Here is a 20329-nt window from a genome sequence, read left to right as displayed (position 1 = left end):
ATGTATTTTTTTAATTATCTTCCAGATGAAAACTCTAAATTGATTTTAGATTTTCTTATTGAATACAACCTTGATATATCAAATAAATATCTTTTCGATTCGAAGTTGATGAAAGATATTCCTAGTAATGATTTTTTTTCAAATTTATCTTTCGAATCAATTCATTTTAAAGATTCTTTGGAAAATAATGGTTTAATAAATTTTTGCACTTTTTCTTTAAGCAAATTTAATTTTGAGGAAAATAAAGTGGTTTCGATAAGAAGGAACAGTGTCGACTTATTTCTTGATGCATTCTTATTAAGAAATTGTGGTTGTGTAAATGTAGATGAGGAAATATATTCTTTGAACGCAGCTAATATACAAAATGACATTAAATCAAATCATTTAGATGTAGCAAAAACCGTCTATTCCTTAAACGATTATGATAAAATAAATACTAATCATCTGGTTCTAGATTATAATAACCTAATAGGGTTAAGATCTAAGTCAAAACAAATCGAAGAATTTAGAAAAGTATTAAATTTTCTAAATATGGAAAGTAGTGATGATGATTTAATCACTAAATTATCAAATGCCTTAAATAAGACATCCTTTCAAAAAAATTCTTACACAAAAATTGATTACGGTTATATTCATTTCAAAGGGTTGAAGTTAATCTTAAAAAAATCGAATCTTTACACGCTCAACAAAAAAAACGGATACAAAAAATCTTTTATACAATCAATTAAAAAGTATTTTTCATCTCAAAATCTTTCTTTTTATGATACTTATTGGAAAACTAATTCTTCTAAAGGAGGTAAATGGGTTTATGGAATTAATATAATCAACCATTTAATTGACAATTATAGTTTTAAAAGTATTCTGGATGCAGGTTGTGGTAGTGCTGATGTAACACGTTATTTACTTGAAAAAGGGTATGATGCTAAAGGTATAGAGTTATCAGGAGAGGTGCTTAAGGAAAATGCTAGAGACCTATTAAAATTAAATAAAGTACAACAAGGTTCTTTAAGCCAACTACCGTTTGATGATAACTCGTTTGATGTGGTTTTTTCGAGTGAAGTTTTAGAACATATACCCGAAAAAGATATCAAAAAGACAATCTCTGAATTGATACGCGTTTCACGTAATTATTTATTCTTAACTATCAGTTTGAGGCCTAGTAGTAACTTTAATAAGTATCACGTAACTCTTAAACCTAGAAAATGGTGGGAAGAAATGTTTCTTTCCATGGGTTGCGAAAAGGATCACACTTTGGTAAATAAACTTCAAAAAAAAGGTAATGATTTGAGTTTAAAGGAAGTATTGATGGAAGGGCCAACCAAAAGCCATATCAAGGAGATGGAATGGTTTATTGAACAAAATAGTTATTCTCTAAACAGCGAAATAGAACCATGGTTTTTCATTTTTAAAAAAAATGAATAATAACAATCTAATAATTACATCTGGTCCGAGTCAGCTTATGATTCAAATCGCTGCGATAAGTGAGTTAAATTATAAACTCACAGATTTTCATGTTCTCTACATAGGAGTGGAAAAACATCGTTTAGAAGCGATTTTAAAGCTAATGTGTCGGGCTTTCAAAATGAATTTTATAGGTTCAATTGATAATTTAGATAATCCATCGCCAGTATTTCATAAACCTAAATTTAGTTTAAGTTTTGTAAAGCATTTGTTTTATGCTCCTTATAGGAAGTCTAAAGAAATAGGAGAGATTTATCCTGTTTTAAAAAATTATAGAAGTAGTGTTGTGTCTATACCTTATCGTCATAAGATGAAAGGTGATGTAATGATTTTACATCATTTGAAACCAAACAAAACCATTATTACTGCAGATGGTGTAGTTAATACTCCTACAAAAAGATACTTTGGGTATTGGGAATGGTTTTTTATAAAAACTGATTTAAATAAAATTCCTACCAAGACGAAAATTTATACTCCAAAATATTTGAAAGAAGAAACGTTAAAGCTGGGGCCTGTTGTTGTTCTTGATGTCAATAATATGAATTCAATTAGAAATAAAATTCGTAATCTTTTCATTTCAAACGGAAATATCTCAAGTATAGATTTGCGAAATTACAAAGCCATTATCTTTTCTCAGCATTTAGCTCTATCAAAAGTTTGCACTGAAGATGAGGAGGTTAATTTTTATTTGAAAATTGTCGATTATTTTAACTCTCAAAATTTGACCCCTATTTATTTCAAACCACATCCTAGAGATAGCGGAGTTAAATTGAATAGTTTAATAGAAAAATTTAATAGAACCGGTAGTAGGGTAGATTGCAGCAAATTAGATATAGTAGCAATGCCTATAGAATTGTTTCAATCAAACGATAGTACACAACTAGCCACAGCTAATTCTTCTGCACCGTTAGGTATCGGAAGTGATTCAAATTTAATTTGCTTTTATATGGAAAGCTTTAGAAAGGATTTTAAAGAAGATATCATAAACTTTGCGTCCAATAACAAAGCAAAATTGATTAATTTAAAATAATCTTCTCTATGCAGGCTTACACCACCATTATCACCACTAGTCATTACTTTTATGCAAAGGCGCTCTATGATAGTATAAAAATATATGATTCTCATCTTAATTTCCATGTCTTAGTCGTAGATAACGAAAATGAGGTAGAGCCATATGAGAACATCGTAATCCATAGATTAAAGGAAATAAAAAAAACTTTTCCAGACGACTATGCTTTAATTGAAAAGTATGAAATTGATAAAGCGAGCAACTTAAGGTGGGCTTTAAAGCCTTTACTACTTAAGTATTTGTTATTAACTCAGGGATATGACAAGACTATTTTTCTTGATCCAGATTTATGTTTCTATAATAATCCTTTATTTTTATTTGAAGAATTAAACAATCATAGTGTGTTAGTCACTCCACACTGGAGATCTAGTGATGCATTTATTGATTCTGGAAACTTTGACTTGCTGTTTACAGGTGGTCTTTTTAATGCAGGGTTTTTTGCTTGTAATAAAAAAGCAATAGCTGTACTAGACTGGTGGCTTAAATGCTGCAGTTATAGAATGGAAAAGCAAAATGGTTTTTATGTAGACCAAATTTATTTGAATCTTATGCCTATTTATTTTCCTAATCAAGTCAAAGTATTACAGCATAAAGGTTGCAACGTGGCAAATTGGAATATGATAGAATGTCCAAGAGTAAAAAAAGAAAATGAAGTGATTATAGAAGGTACCTATCCTATAGTCTTTATTCATTTCACTAACGGAACCATTTCAACCATACTTAACGGTAGAGATGCTTTATTAAAACCTCTACTTGAAAAGTATGTTACGTTATTAAAAAAACATAATCGAGATTTTAAAACGTCACAAATGGATAATTCTTCAAAACAAAGTTGGATTAACCGTTTTAAAAAATTGAAAAAGTAACACATGAACAGTTTTACGAAGCTTCATTTTTCTACCTCGCAACTAGATTTGTATTACATACGTACTTCTATCTTTAATGCGCTTTGTAAATCATTACCTATGTTTAAAGGTGATTTACTCGATATAGGTTGTGGTAAGATGCCTTACAAGGAATACATTCTTGAAAATGCAGCTGTAGATTCATACTTAGGTCTAGACATTGAAAACGCTTTAATTTATGATGAAACCGTAAAGCCTGATGTAACCTGGGATGGAGTTCAAATGCCTTTTAAAGACGCTAGTTTTGATACTGCTTTTGGAACTGAGGTTTTAGAACATTGTCCAGAACCTGATGTGACCTTAAAAGAAGTTTATCGAGTTTTAAAATCAGATGGCGTTTTTTTCTTTACAGTTCCATTTTTATGGAACCTGCATGAAGCACCAAACGATTATTATAGATATACACCTTTTGCATTAGAACTTCATTTGAAAGAAGCTGGTTTTCAAGATATAGAACTATATGCTACCGGAGGCTGGCATGCTAGTATGGCTCAAATGTTAGGGTTATGGGTAAAACGTAGTCCTATGTCTTCTTTAAAGAAAAAAATAGGAGCTACCTGTTTAAAACCTATTATTAAAGCACTAATTAAATGGGATAGCAAACAAAAGGTAGAATTAAAAGACGGACAGATGATAACTGGTCTGTATGGTACAGCTATTAAAAAGTAACATATGAATATCGCTATATTTTCTCCATCTCAAAATCCTTATAGTGAAACCTTTATTCAGGCTCATAAAAATCACTTACATGGTAAGGTATTCTATTATTATGGTACAGGTGCCACAATAGCACTAGAGAAGGTAGGTCGCATCTATCAACCAGCCGGACTTAAGCAGCAATTATTGTTAAAAATAAAAGGAAAGAAACAAGAATCACCTTGGGAACAACTGGCCCTACACCTCAAGTCAAATCAAATAGATTCTATATTAATTGAATACGGTACACACGCGCATCACCTCTTACCGCTACTAAATCTTATTGATATTCCTGTGGTTGTTCACTTTCATGGATATGATGCTTCTATGCAATCTGCCATTGAGAGTTCAAATCAATATAAGGAAGTATTTCTACGAGCAAATCATGTCATATCGGTTTCTCAAGATATGAAGGAGAAATTGCTAAGTATAAACTGCCCAGAAGATAAACTTGTATTAAATACCTATGGACCACGTGATGAATTTTTTAAAGTAGAAGCACAGTTCTCAAAAAAGCAACTCATTGCTGTAGGTAGGTTTACAGATAAAAAAGCTCCTTATTATACCATTCTTGCTTTTTCTAAAATAGCAAAACAACATCCAGATGCTAAGCTTATCATGGCAGGCAAAGGAGAACTTTTAAATACCTGTAAAAATCTAGTACAGCACCTCAATCTTCAACAGCAAGTGCTGTTCCCAGGAGTAATAGATGCTAGCGCATTTAAAAACTACTTAAAAGAGTCTAGAGCATTTGTGCAGCACAGCATTACAGCATCAAGTGGTGATATGGAAGGAACGCCACTTGCCGTTCTAGAATCTAGCGCTGCTGGACTGCCGGTAATTTCAACCACTCATGCTGGTATTAAAGATGTAGTTCAACACAAAATCAGTGGTTTGCTATGTGAGGAGCATGATGTTACTACTATGGCTGCACACATGGATACATTACTATCTCATAGAGAACAGGCTATAGAAATGGGTAAGAACGCAAAAAATCGAATTAAAGATGATTTTACACTGGAAAAACATATTACTACTTTAAACAATTTACTTAAAAGCAAGTAGGGTGATGTCAGACCTAGTAACCATAATCATCCCTACTTTTAATAGAGCTCACACCATAAATAGAACTCTAAATAGTATTTTCAAACAATCCCATACAAATTGGGAATGTATTGTTATAGATGATGGTTCTACAGACGATACTTTAAAAATAGTAGAAGAACAAGTAAGAAAGGATTCGAGAGTTAAACTATTTCAAAGACCACAAAACAGGCCCAAAGGAGCAAATGCATGTCGTAACTTAGGCTTAGAAAATGCACATGGAGATTATATCAACTTTTTAGATAGTGATGACACGTTACATCCAGACAAGTTGAGCATACAAATAGACGCTATAAAAAACACGCCTTATCAATTCTCTGTATGTCAGACCATGCTTATTGATGATGATTCAGGACATGAATTAGGATTGAGATCATCATTAGTGAAAGCAGCACATCCAATAGATGACTATATTACGTTTAGAAGCTTCTGGACTGTGCATCCACCACTTTATAAATCTGCATTCATACAGCAGTACAGATTTGATGAATCTTTACAGCAGTCTCAGGAATATGAATTCACTATTCGTATTTTAAGCGGTCAACCGGTTTATCATACTACAGAACTTGTTCTGGCTTATCTCCATATCCATGCAAATAGGATGTCTAGTAGTGTTACAAACAGTATTTCTAAAATCAGGTCCAATCTCAATGTAAGATTAAACTGTTTTAAAAATAGCAACATCAATCTTTTACCTAGTACCCACGACCATCTGTATGAGTATATTTTTGATTTTTACAAAGAACTGATATTAAGTAAAGAATGGTCAAAGGCTTGGATAGCTTATGTCTATCTGGTACGATGTTCTTCATTTTATTTTCGCTTAAAGCGAAAACGAATACAACACCTCACAAGATGGTTTCTAGCGCTTCCTAGTTATTATCTAAGCAATAGAGGAACTAGGTTCTTGAGGTATATTGAATATAAGTCATAAAAATCTAGCCTTTTGCGGTAATAAAAGAAAGAGACTTGTATTTTAGCATTTATAAACCTAATCGCATTTCTAAATCATGAACGTGTCTGCTGTAATACCGTGCTATAATAGTGGAGATACTATTGAACGTGCTGTAAAGAGCTGTTTATCTCAAACCTATACCATAGATGAAGTTATAGTAGTTAATGATGGCTCTGTAGATAGTTCTAAAAAAGTAATTGAAGAGCTATCAAAGATAGATGCTAGAGTGAAGGTTATTCATCAAGAAAATCAAGGAGTATGCATAGCCCGCAATAATGGAATTGCAGAAGCAACTTGTGAATTCATACTCACTCTAGATGCAGACGATTTTTATGAATCAAATTACGTAGAAGAAACCATTCGACTGTTTGAAGAAAATCCTAATTATGGTGCAGTCATGACGGGTTATAGGATAATAGAGAATGGTGTCAAGTCCAAGGCTTATTATTTCAAACCAGTAACTCTAGCTACTTGCTTATATAATAATGGTATGCACGCTTGTGCCCTTTTTAGAAAAAAAGCAATGATAGATGCTGGATTATATGATCCAGCCATGCTATATGCTCATGAAGACTGGGATTTGAACATCAGGATATTAAAATTGGGTTATGAGTTTGGAATAGTAGATAAGCCATTATTTAATTATACCCAATCAATTAACTCTAGATCAAGCGTTACTAAGCAGCAAGATATGGAGATGAGGATGTATATGTTAGATAAATATAAAGCAGATTTTACAGAGCATCTCGAAAAGGTATATGCTTCCATGACTGTGGAATTACTACAATTACGTAAAGAGAACAATCGCATTTTAAACAGTACTTCTTTTAAATGGAGTCATAAGCTTATTCAATTGTGGCGGAGAGTAACCTCTTTCAAAACTCGTTCTTAAATGCGTGTAAGTGTCATCATACCTGCCTATAACGCGGCACAATTCATAAAGCGTGCTATTCAATCTGTTTTAGACCAACCAGAAACGGTTGAGGTTCTAATTATAAATGATGGCAGTACAGATGAGACTAAAAATATAGTATATTCTTTTAAAGACGATAGAGTATCACTTCTTGAGCATGAAAATGGCATAAATAAAGGAAGAAGTGCCTCTAGAAATTTAGGACTCTTAAACGCTACCTGTGATTATATCGCATTCCTAGATGCAGATGATTATTTTCTTGCTAATCGATTTAGTAAAGACAAAACAGTTTTTGATTCACATCAAGATTGTGGAGCTGTTTATAATGCTGTAGGTTATGATATACGAAATAATCAATACGACTATTTGAAAAATAGGCTATATACAGTTACTGAAGAAGTGCCACCAGAGCAATTGTTTCTAGGATTGGTAGACGGTTTATTTGGTCACTTTCAAATAGATGGTTTTACTATCAAAAGAGAAGTCTTGAAATCCTCTGGGCTTTTTAATGAACAACTCGCCGTAGCAGAAGATACTGATTTCTTTTGGCGAGTGATACTTGCTACTCCTACTTATTCCAGCAATATAGATAATCCAGTAGCCATGAGAATAGTTCATGATAATAATAGTTTTTACCGAGAAGATTTATATCAAGGATATGACTATATGGCTTATGAATCTGTTATTAAATGGGCCTCTCAAAATAGTATAAAAACTGAAGTTATAGACCGTATTTTACGTAGGGTATGGATTATTAAACATAAAGAAAATAAGGATTTATGGCATGAAATTAAATACTGGTGGCGTGTTCATACCTTGCACCAGAGATTGTTTTTTTCAAAACTAAACATTAAGTATTTTCCTTTAGTGAGAAGAAGAAAGCAAATGAAGGACTTGCTATTTAAAAAATGAAAGCTATAAATTCAAATATTACCGCAGTAATACCTTGCTATAATGATGGAAAGTTCATTAGACAAGCAGTAGACTCATTGCTAGCGCAAACACTTTTGCCAGAACAGATAATTATTGTTGACGATGGTTCTAAGGCAGAAACAAGAAAAATACTAAGATCCATAAATCATCCACTTGTTGAAATAGTTTATCAAGAAAATCAAGGGGTATGTTCTGCAAGAAATAATGCGATAGCCTTAGCAAGTACAGACTATATTTGTACACTAGACGCTGATGATTATTTTGAACCTACCTTTTTAGAAAAAGCACATAAAATCATATCAACTAGAGCAAACGTTGCTGTAGTTTGTTGTCATTATCAGAGATTCGGTAATAATAATTTAGAAAGAGATGTCATAAAACCTTTGGGTGGAAGTGTAGCGAATTTTCTAGTTCAGAATAATGGTATAGCAAGTGCTCTATTTAAAAAGTCTTGCTGGGAAGAAGTAAACGGTTATGATGTAAGCTTTGATAAAGGATATGAAGACTGGGATTTCTGGATTTCAATTTTAAAAAAAGGATGGAATATGTATGTTATTCCAGAAAAACTATTTAACTATAGAATTAAAGAAAATTCCCGTGATCAAGTAGCAAATGCAAACTTTGATCAAGAATTAAAACTAAAGATTTATAGTAAGCATCAAGATTTATATCTGCTACATGCAGAAAATATCTTTGCCCAATTGAATTTCAAAAACAACCTTCTCAAGAATACAGTTTCTAAAACTAAAAATAGTCTAGATTATAAAATAGGAGCAAGTCTTTTAAAACCGCTTAGATTTGTAAAAAGCTTATTTAATTGAGTATATGAATGTTTCAGTACCGCTTGTTTCTATTATAGTTCCTTGTTATAATCAAGCTCATTTTCTTAATGAGTGTCTTCAATCTGTTTTAGAACAAACCTTTAAAAATTGGAGCTGTATCATTGTTAATGACGGCAGTCCTGATGATACGGAACAAGTAGCACATGAGTGGTGTGCAAGAGACGAGCGTTTTTCATATATCTTTCAAGAAAATAAAGGTCTGAGCGCAGCACGTAATACGGGAATTGCTGCCACGCAAAGCACTTACATATTACCTCTGGATGCGGATGATGTAATTCATAAAAATTATTTAGCACAAACTATCAAAAAACTAGAAAGTACGCCAGATGTCGGGATAGTAGGTGTTTACAGTAAATTTTTTATTAATACCATTGATAATGTGGTGGACGTACATCAACCTAAAGGTAAAGATGTAAAATATCTACTTTACGTAAATCAACTAGTTGCTACTTCATTATACCGTAGAATTTGCTGGGAACAAGTAGGTGGATATGATGAAAGTATGCGTGATGGTTTTGAGGATTGGGAATTTTGGTTACATATCACTAAAAAAGGCTGGAATTATGCTGTTATTCCACAAGAGCTCTTTTATTATCGAAAAAAAGAATCTTCTATGCTAACTACCACTATCAAAACAACTGCAGAACAGGTAAGGTATTACATAATGAAAAAGCATAAAGAACTTTATATAGAGGATTTTGAAAACTGTATAACAGTTCTATTTCATTATATTACTACCAGTCGCAAAAAAGAACAACGACTACAGCAATCTATAGAATACAAATTAGGAAGTATTATCACTAAACCTTTTAAAATGTTAGGCTTTTTCAAGTAAGAGTATGAAAATATCTGTAGTTATAAGAACTAAAAATCAATCTCCTGCATTGGGATTTTTACTACGTAATCTTAAGGAACGTTACACAAGTGATATAGATGAAATTGTGGTTATAGATAACAATTCTACGGATGATACACCTTCTTTATGTCAGCAATATCATGCGAGATATGTGAAAATAGAACAGTTTAGTTATGGAGGTAGTGCAAACACTGCTGCTACTGAGGCTAAAAATGAGATTATTGTGATTTTTAGTGCACATTCTTATCCCGTAAGTCATGATTTTTTCAAGCTTATTAAAAAGCGCTTTCTAGCTAACCCTAACCTAGCAGGTTTACGTTGTTTGCACAGCACAAATGATTACAGAGCTTTTATTAAAGGTGTTCAGGCTGTTGATAATGCCAATCGTGCAGGATTGATTTTTTCAGGTTCCGCTTTTGCGAAGGCAGTATGGGAACAATACCCATTCAGAGAAGACGTAGCTACTTTTGAAGATAAAGAATGGTCTAAGCGCGTCCTGTCAAAAGGTTTTGATATTGAATTTGTTCCTGCAATTTTTCACTACGAGATCAAGCGCACCAGAGCTCAGGAATATTTTAGATTTAAAAATGATGTGATAGGTAACTATCAACTGTGGCATGAAGAGGTAAAGACTTCTAGTGCTTTTAAAGGTCTTATAGCTACTATTTTTAAGACATTTTATAATGCCATTATTCAATTGTATTATGCGATAAAACGATTTACATATATCCTTAGATTTAATTTTAATAAACCATCCAAATTTTGAATAGACAAAGGCATCATAATAATTTTGATTTTTTAAGGTTTGTTTTTGCGTCTTTTGTCATCATTACCCATTCTTTCGCCTTATTAGGAATGGAGAAAAAAGAATGGATGCTAGGAATAACAAATGGGCAGATTAGTTTCTCTCAATTAGGTCTTGCAGGTTTTTTCACCATTAGTGGTTATTTTATATATAAAAGTATGCTGCGCAGTGATAGTGTACTGCATTATCTTAAAAAGCGTGTTTTAAGATTATTTCCAGCCTTACTGGTGGTTCTTTTATTAAGTCTTGTTGTTCTACCTTTTTTTTATCGTGGAGATAAAAGTATTTTTAATGAGTTTGGATACTGGACTTATTTACCATATAATCTTTCTCTATATCTCTTTCAAGGGCCAGTAGAAGGAGTTTTCAATTCATTACCATATCGATCATTTAACGGATCCTTATGGACTATCAGGTATGAGTTCTCTATGTATTTATTTGTATTGTTGTTCTTTTTTATCAAGAAGGCTCGATATCATAGATTTTTAGCCACGTTCCTTTTAATACTTTGGTATGTCATTTTTACTTTTGGTATGAATCGTTTTGGAGCGTCTAATTTTTTAGGAATGACAGGTTATCCATTATTTAACTTGGGAGGATATTTTGTGGCAGGTATATTTTTGGGGACTTTACAGCGCAAACTCTTTAATGATAAGAGATTACTTTTGTTTGCTCTTATTCTTTTAGTTGTTTCAGCATATTATGGTATGTATGGTTATGTGAAACATGTGGCATTATCATTTCTAATTCTAGGATTAGGTTTTTGGGAAAGTAAACTAGCCTATTTTAAAGACTATGGTGATCCATCTTATGGAATTTATATTTATGCGTTTCCTATTCAGCAAATACTTATATATTGTTTTTCACCTAGCTTAGAAATATTGCTTTTAGGCTCTTTTAGTTTAGCGGTCTTTTTTGGTTATATTTCATGGCATTTAATAGAAAAAAGAGCACTTTCCATTAAGTAGTTTTGCGTTTGTATTATCAACTTAACAATTTAAAGAAATTTTGAATAAACAAGGGAAGTTAAATTTGATTTTGACACTATAAAATTATTATAAATGAAATGGTTTCTTTTAAAAATATGGTCATGGTTTACACCTAAAAAACCTCAATACTTATCTCATGATAATTTTTGGGTTCAGGATGTCGGTTTTTCGAAAATTGAAGATCGTTTTTCTTTCTTTCTAAATATTTGTGATCAAAAAAATGTAATTCATTTTGGTTGTACAGATTGGCCCATTTTTGAACCATCTTACAATCTGCATATAAAATTATCAAAAGTTGCAAATAAATTACATGGTTTTGATGTAGATATCGATGGTATTGAAAACTTGAAAAAGTACGTAAACCAACCTTATTTCAGCAAAATCGGAGAGGTAAAAGAGAGCTATGATGTTTGCCTGATTCCTGAAACTATAGAACATGTAGATAATGTAGCAGAATTTTTAAAAAACATATCCAAAGTTCAAGCAAGTACTTTTTATATTACAGCACCTAATTGCTTTGCACAGACTCACATGCAACGTAACCACTATTTAGAAACATCAATAAAGGAAGTAGTACATCCAGATCATAATTGCTGGTACAGTCCTTATACCCTTAAAAACGTAATAGAGAAATATTCTACACTTCAAGTTGAAGAAGTTTTTCTATTAAATAAAGATACTATGGTGTGTTGCAAAGCAGTTCAGAAGAGGTAAGATGAGCTCATTAAAAAAAAGAATAAAATTTTTGTTCGGTTATTTTTTATTTCTGTGTTTTAAAACGAAAAAGATTCCAAAAATTGTAAATTCCGATATAATCTTTTTTTTACCTTATTATCATTTAGGTGGAGCTGAACAGGTTCACCTTGATATTATTAAAGCTATATCCAATAAACAAGTAACTGTAATATTTACCCATTTATCTGCAACCAATCATTTTAAAGAAAAGTTTTCTAGTCATGCTTATATAATAGAATTAAATTCAATTATTAATAAAAAAAGTTCTTTTCTCAATAAAAAACTATTTAAAACTATTGCGAGAGCAATAAATTCAAGCGAAAGTATAACTAAGGTTTTGGGTTGTAACACAGATTATTTTTACGAAATATTACCGCTGTTAAATAAACCTGCTATAGATTTAATTCACTCTATTGCACCCAACGACACTAGAAAAGCGATGTTTGCTGAAGCTGATTCTTTACTTTCAAAACGTATAGTTATTAATAATTATACAAGAAATCAATTGTATGAAATTGTAAAAACTCATACTGGAAATATCACTCAACAAAATAAGATTAATGTTATTCCAAATGGCGTTGAAATAAATAATAATTATTTAAGTGATAATGACCTTAAATATAGAATAGGATTTATAGGAAGATGGTCCTTAGAAAAAAGACCTGAACTATTTCTAGAGCTTGCAAAAAAACTTAAAATCGATTTTCCTCATTTGGAGTTCGTAATGGCTGGTAGTGCTATGAATTTACATGATGAAGAAATTACTAAAGCTGGTGTGAAAAATTTGGGAAGTATTAAGGACAAACAAAAGCTAAAGAATATCTATAAATCCTTAGATTTTTTAATAATAACCTCTACGTACGAAGGTTTTCCCATGGTTATGATGGAATCTATGCCTTTTGGGGTTATTCCTGTTTGTACAGATGTGGGTGGAATCCACGAGCATATTAACCATGAAGTCAACGGTTTTTTGATAAACGAGGAACAAAATAAGGATATAGTCTTATCAATGGTAAATTTAATCTCTTATTTGTATCAAAATCAAAAAATAATATCTAAAATTTCGGAAGAAACAGCAAGCTATGCAAGTCAAAATTTTGATATTGAAAAGTTTAATGATTCATATAAGAAGTTGTTATTAGAATGAAACTACTTACCCTTTCTATCCCTAATCATCATTTCTTTCAATGGATCAATCAATTGGAAGATAGCGATATTGAGGTATACTGGATGGATGTAACCGATTCTGGATACAGCCCTAGAATTCCTTGGGTAAATCAAATTACTGGCTGGCGTCTAAAAAAAGATTATCCTGGACGCACGTTTCTTAAGAGACATGCTCAACGATTATATAGTTTCCTAAATAAATACAATGAACGTAGTGCAGAAGAAAAACTTCAATCAATAATCTCAAAGTTACAACCAGATCTAATTCATTGTTTTGAAATGAGGCTTTCAGGTGTTCCTTTTCAAAAAGTATGGGACTCAGTAAACACTCCAATTATTTATAGTTCTTGGGGTAGCGATGTGTATGATTTAAAAAATTTAGGTTTATCTCAAAGTGAGGTAACAACCTTTTTAAAAAGGGTCGATTTTTTAATTACCGATTGTAAAAGGGATTACTCATTAGCTCAAGAATTAGGGTTTTCTGGAAATTTTCTTGGTGTTTTACCTGGTAATGGTGGTATTAACCTACCCTTAGAAAATAGCTTGGCTATTGAAGAGCGTTCTTTAATAATGATTAAAGGATATGACGATGGAGTTGGGCAAGCTCGAGTAGCTCTACAAGCTCTAGAGCTTGTTAATAAAGAGCTTATTGCTGATTATAAGATATTTATTTACAGTGCAGATGAGCTAGTGTTGAGATACGTTGATAAATCACCCTTATTTCAAACCGTTTCTAATACTCTTATCAAGAGAGGAGATTTTATACCCAATGATCAACTGCTTAAAAAGATGGGAAGAGCACTGTTACATATAGGTTTAAGCACAAGTGATGGAATGCCTAATTCCTTGTTAGAAGCTATGGGAATGGGTGCGTTTCCTATTCAATCTAATCCTGGTGGATCTACTCAAGAAGTTATAGAGCATAATAAAAACGGATTTATAATTCATGATCCTAAAAATGTTGAAGAGGTTAAAAAAGCAATTGAAATAGCTTTAAAAAAAACAAATTTGATTCAAAAAGCTAGGGACTTCAACACGCGTTATATTGATACTTACTACAATCGTGGTAAATTGCGAGCATCAATTCAAGAGATTTATTCATCTATCTATAACCAATAATGACATTCTCCTATTTAATCGTTACGAGAAATAGACCTAATGATTTGGAAATTACCTTAGGGAAGCTTCAGGAACTAGTTCGTTCTAATTTTGACGAAGTTCTTGTATTTATTGATGGTTGCAGTAAGACAGAATATCTCAAAAATCGATTTCCATGGGTGAAATGGACAATTTCTAAGGTTCAGTTAGGAGCTTCTCCTGCTAGGAATAAGCTTTACTCTTTGGCTCAAAATGACATTCTAATAGGCTTGGACGACGATGCTCATCCTTTAGAGGTAGACTTTAAATCAAAAGTGATATCTCGCTTTCGCGAAAGCGAGAAAACAGCTATCATCGCTTTTCAGGAAATTACTGGGGTTTTTAAAGACGATCTTGATGCTCTTTCAAAAAAGCGTAAAGGAGCTGATTATTACACTAATGAGTTTGTAGGTTGCGGTTTTGCGATTAGGAAAGAAGTATATGATAGTATAGCTGGTTTTCCCAAATGGATGGATATTTATGGTGAAGAGACTGCAGTCGCTTTGCAGGTGTTAGATAGAGGATTTGACGTTCTTTACTCTTATGATATAGCTGTGAATCACAGAAAGGATTCCCTAGCTCGTAGAAAAACAGGAGCCAACTATTTTAGATTTGAAAAACAATTAATTAATACCATTGCTTTATACATAATCTACTACCCAAAGCCAATTAAAAAAATACTTAAGGTTATCTGGCACAATGGTAGAAAGTATGCCTTTCAAGATGCTACTTATTTAAAATGTTATTTTCGAGCTGTTTTTAAAGCGATAGGTAGAGTGCCAATGTTCATAAAGAACCGAAAACCTGTAAAAGGATCTACTGTTATCAGGCGTAACAATTTACAAGGAATACAGTACTAATGTTGTTTAATTCACTTGATTTTGCGGTTTTTCTACCTGTAGTCTTTTTGATTTACTGGATATTACTTAATAGAAATTTACGGATTCAAAATCTATTTTTATTAATTGCTAGTTATTTGTTTTATGGCTGGTGGGATATACGTTTTCTAGGGTTAATTGTTTGGAGTTCATTAGTTGATTATTGGATAGGAATTTCCTTATCTCGTGTTACTAAGCCCCAATATAGAAAACTACTTTTATCACTCAGTTTACTTATGAATATTGGTTTGCTTGGTTTTTTTAAGTATTTCAATTTTTTCATTGAAAGTTTTGCTCAGGCTTATAGTTTATTTGGCGCTCAAATCAACCCATCAAGATTGGATATCATCCTTCCAGTAGGAATTAGTTTTTATACCTTTCAAACATTAAGTTACACTATAGATGTATATAGGAAAAAGCTGACCCCAACGAAAGACATCGTAGCTTTTTTTGCTTTTGTTAGTTTTTTTCCACAGCTCGTTGCAGGACCTATTGAACGAGCAACTAATTTACTACCTCAGTTTTTTAAAAAGAGAAAATTCAATTACACTACCGCTACAGATGGTTGCAAACAAATTCTTTGGGGCCTGGCAAAAAAGGTGATTATAGCAGATCAATGCGCTCGATATGCAAATGATATATTTAACAATCACGATCAATATTCGGGTAGTACACTTGTAGTAGGAGCTTTTTTCTTTACATTCCAGATTTATGGGGATTTTTCAGGATATTCCGATATCGCAATAGGTACCGCAAAATTATTCGGATTTAATTTGAAGAAAAATTTTGCAACCCCTTATTTTTCAAGAGATATAGCCGAATTTTGGCGTAGGTGGCATATTTCTCTATCAACATGGTTCAGAGACTATTTGTACATTCCTTTAGGAGGAAGTCGAGTAGGTAAGTGGCTCAATGTGAGAAATGTCTTTATTGTTTTTATTGTTAGTGGCTTTTGGCATGGAGCAAACTGGACATTTGTCATATGGGGAACCTTCAATGCAATCTTGTTCTTACCACTACTTTTAAGCAACCGTAATAGAAGTAATCTGGATACCGTAGCATCTGGGAGATTTATTCCTCATATAAAGGAAGTTTTTCAGATATTCATAACATTCCTTCTTACAATGGTAGCTTGGATATTTTTTAGAGCAGATAATTTATCTCACGCTGTTTCCTATATTTCTAAGATTTTCTCTAGCTCTATAATTGTTTTACCTGAAATAAGGCCATTTAATACGTTTTTATACTTGCTATTCTTTATTTTGTTTGAATGGATAGGTCGTGAACGGGAACATGTATTAAATCATAGATTTTTCAATTCTTATAAATGGTTTAAATATCCATTATACTTTATACTGATGGCGCTTATACTTATTCATAGTAATGGTACTCCAGAAGAATTTATATATTTTCAATTCTAATGAGGAGGTTTTTACTACATAGTATTATATTTTTAATCGCTTTTTTTGTTTTTGATAAAGCAGCTTATTTTATTTTATCAAGTCATGCTAAAATTCAAGAAGACAATAGGTTGGAGTTGCTCTTGAACGGCGAGCTTCAACATGATATTATCGTTTTGGGTTCTTCCCGTGGAGCTAGCAATATTGATGCATTTCAATTAGAAAAACACTTACAAAAAACTACCTATAATTTGTCTTATCGTGGTAGCGATGTGCGATTTCAAGAATTAATTTTCAGAAAATACCTAGAGCATCACAGTGCACCAGAGAAAGTTTTATTGGTGGTTGATAATCCTTATGCAATTTTAAAAGAAACTACTTTGGGCATGCGCTATGATAGACTTTACCCATTAGCTCATTACAATGAAGTGAATTCCATTTTAATTGAGGAAAATCAGCATTCATGGGTATCTTCATTTTTGTATTTCCTTAGAGTTCATCCCAATCAACTAGTGTTTAATAAAGAAAAACAGAAATCAAAATTTCCTTTTAATGCAAGAGGTTCACAGCTTTTGCCAGATAAAAGTACTTCTTCTAACAATCTAACTTTTGAAACAACAGTAAACTACTCAAATAAAAATATTGATCCGGCAAAGGTTAACTCCTTTAAAGAAATTCAAAAATTATGTTTGAAAAATGATATTCAATTATATTTCGTTTTTTCACCAGACTACTATCAGTTTAACGAAAGATTTTACAATGAGTTTAAAACAGAGTTTAATTCTAATGCAAATTTTATAAAATACTCGATTCAAAATACTGAATACAAGAATGCTTCGAACTTTTATGATATATCCCATTTAAACCATAGAGGAACTCGTATTTTTACTCAAGAAGTTGCAGAATCTTTATTAAAGACCAATTAATACTTAAAGGAAAATGAAAACCATAGGCTTTATCCCACTAAGAGCAGGATCAAAAGGAATACCTGGAAAAAATAAAAAGAAAATGTTAGGTAGGCCATTATTCTGTTGGTCTTTAGGAGCTGCAATAGCTTCACAATTAGATGAGGTTTATGTGTATACTGATGATTCGGATATCTTAGACTTTGTTAAACGAGAATACCACTGGACAGATAAAATAAAAGCAGTCAAACGCCTGAGCTCAAACGCCACGGATACTGCCAGTACAGAAAGTGCGATGATCGATTTTATTAGGGATGAAGATCCTGATTTTGATATTATATGTCTGCTACAAGCTACATCTCCTTTTACTACTGCCGTAGATATCAACGCTTGTTTACAAGAAATTAAAAACGGCAAGCACAGCGCTATGACGGTGGTGAATACACATCGTTTTACCTGGAGTTCAAACGGTGAGCCTCAAAATTATGATGTGTTTAATAGACCTAGACGTCAGGATTTTGAAGGGCTGTTGATTGAAAATGGGGCTGTATATGTGACTGTAAAAGAGAAGTGGTTTGAGACTAAAAATCGTGTTTCTGGTGAAATAGGTTTAGTTCATATGCACGAGGATTCTTTAACCGAAATTGATAGTAAGTCCGATTGGGATGTTGTAGAATTACTGCTTTCGCGAAAGCTAAAACAAAACAAGCAAACCCAACCTATAACACACCTAGTACTGGATGTTGATGGCGTGTTTACCGATGGCTGTGTTTATTACGATAGTCAGGGAGAACTCATGAAAAAATTTGACATGAGAGATGGTATGGGATTAGAAATTTTAAGACAAAACGAAGTTGAGGTCATGGTGATGACTTCAGAAGATTCAGACATAGTCGCAAGTAGGATGAAAAAACTTAAAATTGAAAATACGTATTTAGGCGTCAAGGATAAATACAGTCTTTTATCTAGAATTGCCAGCAATAAAGGAATTGCTTTTTCAAATATTGCCTATGTAGGTGATGATGTAAATGATCTGGCAAACATTTGTGCAGCAGGATGGTCTTTTACGCCTCACAATGCAACTAGAGAAGTCAAATCACACGCTGATGTTACTTTATCCAACGATAGTGCATCGGGTGCTATACGTGAGGTATGCGAATTCATCATGAGATACAATAACAGGTTTTAGTGAACTTAAAAAGATCCAGTTTTATCCAGACTCAAGATTACCTTTAATGTTATTCTAAATACAAAGGCTGTCTAGCGTAGTACTCCTATTTTTGTGTGATTATTAAACGTAAGTTATGAAGCACATTATCTATGATTTTCTTATTGAAAGTGGATTTACACCTCAAGTTGCGAGTTATTTAAATATGCTGGCACTTCTGCTTCTGTTACTTGTTGTAGCCTTAATACTTGACTTCATATTTACCTTAATTTTTAGGAGAATATCCAATGTAGTTGCTACTAGGACTAAAACAAACTTTGATGATATTTTAATCGATAACAAGTTACCTACCTATGCAGCTCATATAGTGCCGTTACTTCTAGTTTATGAAGCTGTCCCTTATATTTTTACAGATTTTGACTATGTGTCCAATCTAGCTGAAAAATCAATTAGAATACTAGGTATCTTACTTAGTCTATACATCATTAAAAGCTTTTTGTTATCCATAAGGAATTACCTAAAAACTATTGATCGTTATAAAAATAAACCTATCTATAGCTACATACAGGTTTTTATGATTGTGGCCTGGTTGCTTGCGATTTTCTCCATTTTTGCAACACTAACGGGAGTTTCTTTTTGGAAATTCATAACCGGACTAGGTGCGGCATCGGCAATTATAATTTTGGTATTTAGAGATAGTATTTTAGGATTTGTTGCCAGTATTCAAGTTACTGTGAACGACATGGTGCGTATAGGCGATTGGATAACCTTTGAAAAATACGGTGCAGATGGTGATGTAATAGAAATTACCCTAGCTACAGTAAAAGTTCAAAATTGGGATAAAACTATTACCACTATTCCAACCTATGCCTTGATTTCAGATTCATTTAAAAACTGGAGAGGAATGACAGCATCTGGAGGAAGAAGGATTAAGCGATCTGTAATTATTAAAGCGTCAACAATTAAGTTTTTAACTCCTATAGAAATTCAAAAATTAAAGGATATTCAGTTAATTACGGATTATCTGGAACAAAGGGACGAAATCATTAATACACACAATGAACAAAATCAAATTAATAAAGAGGCATTAATTAACGGCCGTAACATGACCAATTTTGGTGTATTTAGGAAGTACCTACAAACTTATATTGAAAACCACTCGGCGGTTCATAAAGACATGACGTATATGGTCAGGCAACTAGAACAAACACCACATGGAATACCGTTAGAAATATATTGTTTCAGTAAAGATCAACGATGGGTCAATTATGAATATATAATGGGAGATATTTTTGATCACGTTCTTGCGTCGGTAAAATTCTTTGATTTAGAGGTTTATGAATATCATACAACTACAGACCAACTCAAATAACCAAAAAGTTAACTCAATTTGAGAAATATACTTTCTAAA

20 protein-coding genes are annotated in these 20329 nt (G+C 32.4%); all 20 read left to right on the top strand.

Annotated features, from left to right (window positions below):
- Positions 1-1422 (top strand): class I SAM-dependent methyltransferase, encoded by a 1422-nt coding sequence (locus HCN53_RS05950; RefSeq protein WP_167342350.1) that lies wholly within the window; start codon positions 1-3, stop codon positions 1420-1422.
- Positions 1415-2491, top strand: coding sequence for a polysialyltransferase family glycosyltransferase (locus HCN53_RS05945; RefSeq protein WP_167342349.1), 1077 nt, complete (start codon positions 1415-1417; stop codon positions 2489-2491). Before HCN53_RS05950 ends, HCN53_RS05945 begins: the two co-directional genes overlap by 8 nt.
- Before the next feature lie 8 nt (positions 2492-2499).
- Positions 2500-3396: a hypothetical protein gene (locus HCN53_RS05940; RefSeq protein ID WP_167342348.1), complete on the top strand. Its 897-nt coding sequence runs from the start codon at positions 2500-2502 to the stop codon at positions 3394-3396.
- A gap of 3 nt (positions 3397-3399) precedes the next feature.
- A complete protein-coding gene (locus tag HCN53_RS05935; RefSeq protein ID WP_167342347.1) occupies positions 3400-4104 on the top strand; it encodes a class I SAM-dependent methyltransferase in 705 nt (234 codons plus the stop codon).
- A 3-nt stretch (positions 4105-4107) separates the two neighbouring features.
- A complete protein-coding gene (locus HCN53_RS05930; RefSeq protein WP_167342346.1) occupies positions 4108-5196 on the top strand; it encodes a glycosyltransferase in 1089 nt (362 codons plus the stop codon).
- A 4-nt stretch (positions 5197-5200) separates the two neighbouring features.
- On the top strand, positions 5201-6169 hold the full coding sequence (locus HCN53_RS05925) for a glycosyltransferase family 2 protein (RefSeq protein ID WP_167342345.1): 969 nt from the start codon (positions 5201-5203) through the stop codon (positions 6167-6169).
- Positions 6170-6245: 76 nt separating this feature from the next.
- The gene (locus HCN53_RS05920) at positions 6246-7082 is read left to right on the top strand and encodes a glycosyltransferase family 2 protein (protein ID WP_167342344.1); all 837 of its coding nucleotides are present in this window, start codon (positions 6246-6248) and stop codon (positions 7080-7082) included.
- Entirely contained in the window at positions 7083-8015 is a 933-nt protein-coding gene (locus HCN53_RS05915; RefSeq protein ID WP_167342343.1) for a glycosyltransferase family 2 protein, read from the top strand. It abuts the gene before it with no gap.
- A complete protein-coding gene (locus tag HCN53_RS05910) occupies positions 8012-8857 on the top strand; it encodes a glycosyltransferase family 2 protein (protein ID WP_167342342.1) in 846 nt (281 codons plus the stop codon). Before HCN53_RS05915 ends, HCN53_RS05910 begins: the two co-directional genes overlap by 4 nt.
- Before the next feature lie 4 nt (positions 8858-8861).
- On the top strand, positions 8862-9713 hold the full coding sequence (locus tag HCN53_RS05905) for a glycosyltransferase family 2 protein (protein ID WP_167342341.1): 852 nt from the start codon (positions 8862-8864) through the stop codon (positions 9711-9713).
- A gap of 4 nt (positions 9714-9717) precedes the next feature.
- Positions 9718-10500: a glycosyltransferase gene (locus HCN53_RS05900; protein WP_167342340.1), complete on the top strand. Its 783-nt coding sequence runs from the start codon at positions 9718-9720 to the stop codon at positions 10498-10500.
- A complete protein-coding gene (locus tag HCN53_RS05895) occupies positions 10497-11507 on the top strand; it encodes an acyltransferase family protein (protein WP_167342339.1) in 1011 nt (336 codons plus the stop codon). The genes HCN53_RS05900 and HCN53_RS05895 overlap by 4 nt, the downstream gene beginning before the upstream one ends.
- Positions 11508-11600: 93 nt before the next feature.
- Entirely contained in the window at positions 11601-12242 is a 642-nt protein-coding gene (locus HCN53_RS05890) for a class I SAM-dependent methyltransferase (protein ID WP_167342338.1), read from the top strand.
- Between the two features lies 1 nt (position 12243).
- Positions 12244-13410 carry a glycosyltransferase family 4 protein gene (locus HCN53_RS05885; protein ID WP_167342337.1) on the top strand — a complete coding sequence of 389 codons (1167 nt, stop codon included), beginning with the start codon at positions 12244-12246 and terminating at the stop codon, positions 13408-13410.
- Complete coding sequence (locus HCN53_RS05880) at positions 13407-14549, top strand: glycosyltransferase (protein WP_167342336.1); 1143 nt, start codon at positions 13407-13409, stop codon at positions 14547-14549. The genes HCN53_RS05885 and HCN53_RS05880 overlap by 4 nt, the downstream gene beginning before the upstream one ends.
- Positions 14549-15427: a glycosyltransferase family 2 protein gene (locus HCN53_RS05875; RefSeq protein ID WP_167342335.1), complete on the top strand. Its 879-nt coding sequence runs from the start codon at positions 14549-14551 to the stop codon at positions 15425-15427. The genes HCN53_RS05880 and HCN53_RS05875 overlap by 1 nt, the downstream gene beginning before the upstream one ends.
- On the top strand, positions 15427-16866 hold the full coding sequence (locus tag HCN53_RS05870; protein WP_167342334.1) for an MBOAT family O-acyltransferase: 1440 nt from the start codon (positions 15427-15429) through the stop codon (positions 16864-16866). Before HCN53_RS05875 ends, HCN53_RS05870 begins: the two co-directional genes overlap by 1 nt.
- On the top strand, positions 16866-17771 hold the full coding sequence (locus HCN53_RS05865; RefSeq protein ID WP_167342333.1) for a hypothetical protein: 906 nt from the start codon (positions 16866-16868) through the stop codon (positions 17769-17771). The genes HCN53_RS05870 and HCN53_RS05865 overlap by 1 nt, the downstream gene beginning before the upstream one ends.
- A 13-nt stretch (positions 17772-17784) precedes the next feature.
- Positions 17785-18939 (top strand): acylneuraminate cytidylyltransferase, encoded by a 1155-nt coding sequence (locus HCN53_RS05860; protein ID WP_167342332.1) that lies wholly within the window; start codon positions 17785-17787, stop codon positions 18937-18939.
- A gap of 115 nt (positions 18940-19054) precedes the next feature.
- The gene (locus tag HCN53_RS05855) at positions 19055-20290 is read left to right on the top strand and encodes a mechanosensitive ion channel family protein (RefSeq protein WP_167342331.1); all 1236 of its coding nucleotides are present in this window, start codon (positions 19055-19057) and stop codon (positions 20288-20290) included.
- Positions 20291-20329 lie beyond the last annotated feature (39 nt).

The organism is Nonlabens sp. SY33080 (assembly GCF_011784885.1).
Lineage (GTDB): Bacteria > Bacteroidota > Bacteroidia > Flavobacteriales > Flavobacteriaceae > Nonlabens > Nonlabens tegetincola.
This window is presented reverse-complemented; position numbering and strand designations above follow the sequence as displayed.